The 4,233-nt window shown below is 62.2% G+C and carries 6 protein-coding genes; 5 read left to right on the forward strand and 1 reads right to left on the reverse strand.

What is annotated here, in order from left to right; all coding sequences use genetic code 11:
- On the forward strand, positions 1 to 431 hold a 431-nt coding region (locus AC1DWF_RS30595; RefSeq protein ID WP_476842458.1), incomplete at its 5' end, for an HAD family hydrolase.
- A 38-nt stretch (positions 432 to 469) separates the two neighbouring features.
- Entirely contained in the window at positions 470 to 934 is a 465-nt protein-coding gene (locus AC1DWF_RS30600) for a GNAT family N-acetyltransferase (RefSeq protein WP_476786026.1), read from the forward strand.
- Between the two features lie 230 nt (positions 935 to 1,164).
- Here AC1DWF_RS30600 and AC1DWF_RS30605 read toward each other — a convergent pair whose 3' ends face one another.
- Entirely contained in the window at positions 1,165 to 2,340 is a 1,176-nt protein-coding gene (locus AC1DWF_RS30605; protein ID WP_476786027.1) for an Mrp/NBP35 family ATP-binding protein, read from the reverse strand.
- A gap of 217 nt (positions 2,341 to 2,557) precedes the next feature.
- Between AC1DWF_RS30605 and AC1DWF_RS30610 the strand changes: the two genes are divergently transcribed.
- The 3 genes from AC1DWF_RS30610 to AC1DWF_RS30620 are packed head-to-tail and all read left to right on the forward strand — an operon-like array spanning position 2,558 to position 3,990.
- Positions 2,558 to 2,971: a VOC family protein gene (locus AC1DWF_RS30610; RefSeq protein ID WP_476786028.1), complete on the forward strand. Its 414-nt coding sequence runs from the start codon at positions 2,558 to 2,560 to the stop codon at positions 2,969 to 2,971.
- A gap of 33 nt (positions 2,972 to 3,004) precedes the next feature.
- Positions 3,005 to 3,412: a DoxX family protein gene (locus tag AC1DWF_RS30615; RefSeq protein ID WP_476786029.1), complete on the forward strand. Its 408-nt coding sequence runs from the start codon at positions 3,005 to 3,007 to the stop codon at positions 3,410 to 3,412.
- Between the two features lie 26 nt (positions 3,413 to 3,438).
- Positions 3,439 to 3,990 carry an SRPBCC family protein gene (locus AC1DWF_RS30620; RefSeq protein ID WP_476786030.1) on the forward strand — a complete coding sequence of 184 codons (552 nt, stop codon included), beginning with the start codon at positions 3,439 to 3,441 and terminating at the stop codon, positions 3,988 to 3,990.
- The last annotated feature ends 243 nt before the right edge of the window (positions 3,991 to 4,233 follow it).

The raw sequence follows: 4,233 nt of genomic DNA on the forward strand, positions 1-4,233 counted from the left end.
CAGCTGAACAGGGCTCGGCCAAGGCAGTGCCCCTGCCCGGCAGCAAGGACGCGCTGGCAAGCCTGCACAGCGCGGGCTTCCGGCTCGGCGTCGCCACCAACGATTCGACCAGCGGGGCGGAAAAGACGCTGCTGACGCTCGGCGTCGCGCAGATGTTCGAGGCCGCCTATGGCTATGACGCTGTCGCCAACCCGAAGCCGGCGCCGGATTCGATCCATGCCTTTTCCGATCTCACCGGATTGAAGCCGTCGGAGATCGCCATGGTCGGCGACAATCGCCACGACCTCGAAATGGCGCGCGCCGGTGGTGCAGGTCTCGCGATCGCAGTGCTTTCGGGCACCGGCACGCGCGAATCGCTGACGCCGATGGCCGATGTGGTGCTCGATTCAATCGCCGACCTGCCGGCCTATCTGGCGTCCAACAACGGCTGAGAGAGCGGCGGCACAAGCATCGAGACTGCGGGGACGTCATGCCATCCGAATTCACGATTCGCCGGGCAACCCGCAAGGACGTGCCTGAGCTTATTCAGCTCTACCGGCACCTTGTGCCCGGCGACGAACCGCTGGATGACGAAAGGGCCGGCCTGATCTGGGACCGGTTCTCGCGCATCGATGGCGGCTCGATATTTCTCGGTGTCTGCAACGGCACCCTCGTGGCCACCTGCACGCTGGTCGTCATTCCAAATTTTGTAAGAAGCGGGGCCTCCTACGCCCTCATCGAGAATGTCGTGACGCATTCCGATTTTCGCGGGCGTGGTTATGGCAAGGCTGTACTTGCCCACGCCGTCGAAACGGCTTGGTCGCTCGGCTGCTACAAGGTGATGTTGCTGACCGGCTCGAAAGACCCGGCAACGTTGGGATTCTACCGCAACGCAGGCTTCCAGACGACCAAGACCGGCTTCGAGATGAGAAGGCTGCCGCCAAGGGAAAGCTAAGCCGGGAGACGCGTAGCGATCCGTCCCACCCCCCTCTGTCCTGCCGGACATCTCCCCCGCAAGGGGGGAGATTGGCAGCTCGGACGCCACAACAAATCCTGCAGCGCTGGTGATTGGCGAAAGTCGATATGACGTCTGATCTCCCCCCTTGCGGGGGAGATGTCGGGCAGGACAGAGGGGGGTGCGAAGGAATGAGACGCTGGTCTCACGAATCTCCAACCCCAAAGCCCCTATTCAAACACGATGGTCGGTACAGCGGCCTCCGAGGCGCCCTTTTCTTCCTGGAGTCGCTCCCAGACCTTAGTGGCGATGTCGCGGTAGATTTTGGCTTCGGCGCCATCGGGTTTCGACACCACAACAGGCGTGCCGGCATCGGAGCTTTCGCGGATGCCCATTTCGAGCGGCACTTCGCCCAGGAAGGTCACGCCGAGACGTTCGGCTTCTTTCTTCGCGCCGCCATGGCCGAAGATGTCGTAGCGCTTGCCGGTGTCGGGCGCGATGAAATAGCTCATGTTTTCGACGATGCCGAGCAGCGGCACGTCGACCTTCTTGAACATGTTCAGGCCCTTGCGGGCGTCGATCAGGGCAAGGTCCTGCGGCGTGGACACGATCACAGCGCCTGCCAGCGGCACCTGCTGGGCCATGGTCAGCTGGGCGTCGCCGGTGCCGGGCGGCATGTCGACGACGAGCACGTCGAGCGGGCCCCACTCGACCTCGCGCAGCATTTGCGTCAGCGCCGACATGACCATCGGGCCACGCCAGATCATCGGGGTTTCCTCATCGACGAGGAAGCCCATGGACATGACCTTGAGCCCGTAATTGCCCATCGGCTTCAGGATCTTGCCGTCGACTGGTTCGGGCCGGCCATGGATGTTGAGCAGGCGTGGCATCGACGGGCCATAGATATCGGCATCGAGCACGCCGACCTTGAGGCCAATGGCCTGGAGGCCGAGCGCGATGTTGACGGCGGTGGTCGACTTGCCGACGCCGCCCTTGCCTGAGGCAACGGCGATGATCGAAGCGATGCCTGGAACGCCGCGCTTGCCCTGGCTGTGCGAGGCAGGCGCATGCTGCGCTGGACGTGCTGCGGGCGCCGGCGCTGCAGCCGGACGCGGCGGAGTTGGGCGCTGCGGCACCGGAGCTTCCATGCCACCGCCCTTTTTCTCGGCGGTCAGGGCAACGACAGTCCCCGTGACGCCGGGGATGGCCTTGACGACGCGCTCGGCGGCGGCACGCAGCGGCTCCATTTCCTGGGCGCGGGCAGCCGGAACGGTGATCGAGAAGAACACCTTGCCGTCAGCGATGAAAATGTCGGACAGCAGTCCGAGATCGACGATGTTGCCTGAGAAATCCGGGCCGTTGACCGTCTTGAGACGCTCCAAGACGGTTTCTTTGGTGACTGCCATTTGGGCCCTGCCTTACTGCTCCACTACGCCACTCAGATAGTGCAGTTTGCCTCAAGAACCAAGCTACCCGATACGGCAGCCCGGCCCTGGCCCAATGGGCAAGCGCACCGATCGCCCCATTTTGGTTCGGCAAAAGAAATTCGCGCAAGCATGTCGGCTCCGGGCGGCCTGCTTCGTCCTTGGAGCAGACTGAGAGAAAATATCAGGGAGAACTGACATGAAATTCGTCAATTACCTCTTCTTCAACGGCGACACTCGCGAGGCTTTCGAGTTCTACGCCAATGTCTTCGACGGCGAGATCGCAGGCATGCTCACCCACCGCGAAACCCCCGCCACCAAGGACGTTTCCGAAGAGTGGCAAGACAAGATCATCAACGCCCAGCTCATCATCGGCGACCAGATGCTGATGGCCTCGGACTCACCACCCCAGTACCGCACGGAAATGTCGGGCTTTTCGGTGTCGGTCGACATGGGCGACCTCGCCAAGGCCGAACGCGTCTTCAACGCACTCGCCGATGGCGGCACGGTCAACATGCCGTTCAGCCCGACTTTCTGGGCCAAGGGTTTCGGCATGGTGAAGGACAAGTTCGGCACACCCTGGATGATCAGCAGCGGCAACGCCGGCGAATAATTCAGACAATCGGCATCACGAGGAACCAGAACCATGCATTCGGCACTTGAAACGCCAACAATTTCCAGCCCTGCCCTGTGGACCGGACGAGTTCTCAGCGGCGCCCTGATCACTTTCCTCGTCTTCGACGCGGTGATCAAGCTTGTGCCGCTGCAAGTGGTGATCGACACCACGGCAGCCCTGGGCTTTCCACCTGAACTGGCACGAACGCTCGGAGTGATGACGCTTGTGTGCACGGCACTCTACGCCTGGCCTCGGACGGCGATCCTCGGCGCGATCCTTTTGACCGGCTATCTCGGCGGCGCCATCGCGATCCACCTGCGCATCGGCAACCCGCTGTTTTCGCACACTTTGTTCGGCGTCTATCTCGGGCTGATGGCCTGGGGCGGGCTCTATTTGCGCGACGAGCGGTTACGCGCCCTGATCCCGTTCCGCCGCTAAACGCAACGATTTCCACGGAGACGACAATGCAGATTTTTGCCATCATCCTGGGCGTGATCGTGCTGGCGATCCTTGCCATACTGGCGATCGCGGCGACCAAGCCCGCCGCCTTCACCGTGCGGCGCGCGGCCGATATCGATGCCGCGCCCGACGCGATCTTCCCGCTCATCAACGACTTCCTGAGATGGCGGGAGTGGTCGCCCTATGAAGATCGCGACCCGGAGCTCAAGCGGACACTCAGCGGCGCCAAGGCAGGCCGGGGTGCGATCTACGAATGGGCCGGCAACAAAAACGTCGGCACCGGCCGGATGGAAATCATCGACACGGCTGCGCCGAACAAGGTGACGATCAAGCTCGACTTCCTGAAGCCGTTCGAAGCGCACAACGTCGCCGAATTCACCATCGAGCCGAAAGGAAGCACGAGCCGGGTGACCTGGGCGATGCGCGGGCCGTCTCCGTTCATGTCCAAGGTGATGCAGGTGTTCATGAACTTCGACAGCATGATCGGCAAGGACTTCGAGAAGGGCCTCGCCAACCTCAAGGCCATTGCCGAACAAAAACGCCTGGTCAGTTCTTAGCAGTTCCGGTTCGCGAAACACTGTCGCCCGCTCGGGGCGACCACATGGGGTAATCGCGGGAGCACCGCCGCTCTGGATTCGATCATGTTCTTGGACGGTGGCTGTTCCCCGATAAGATGAGGTACGGGCTCTCGACTGGACGCCGGGCCCAGCATCAACGGAGAACAGCCATGGAAGAATATATCGGCCTCGACGTGTCAATGAAAGAGACGGCAATTGCGATCCGTCGAGATGGGGTACGTG

The organism is Aminobacter sp. P4_D5, assembly GCF_056401815.1.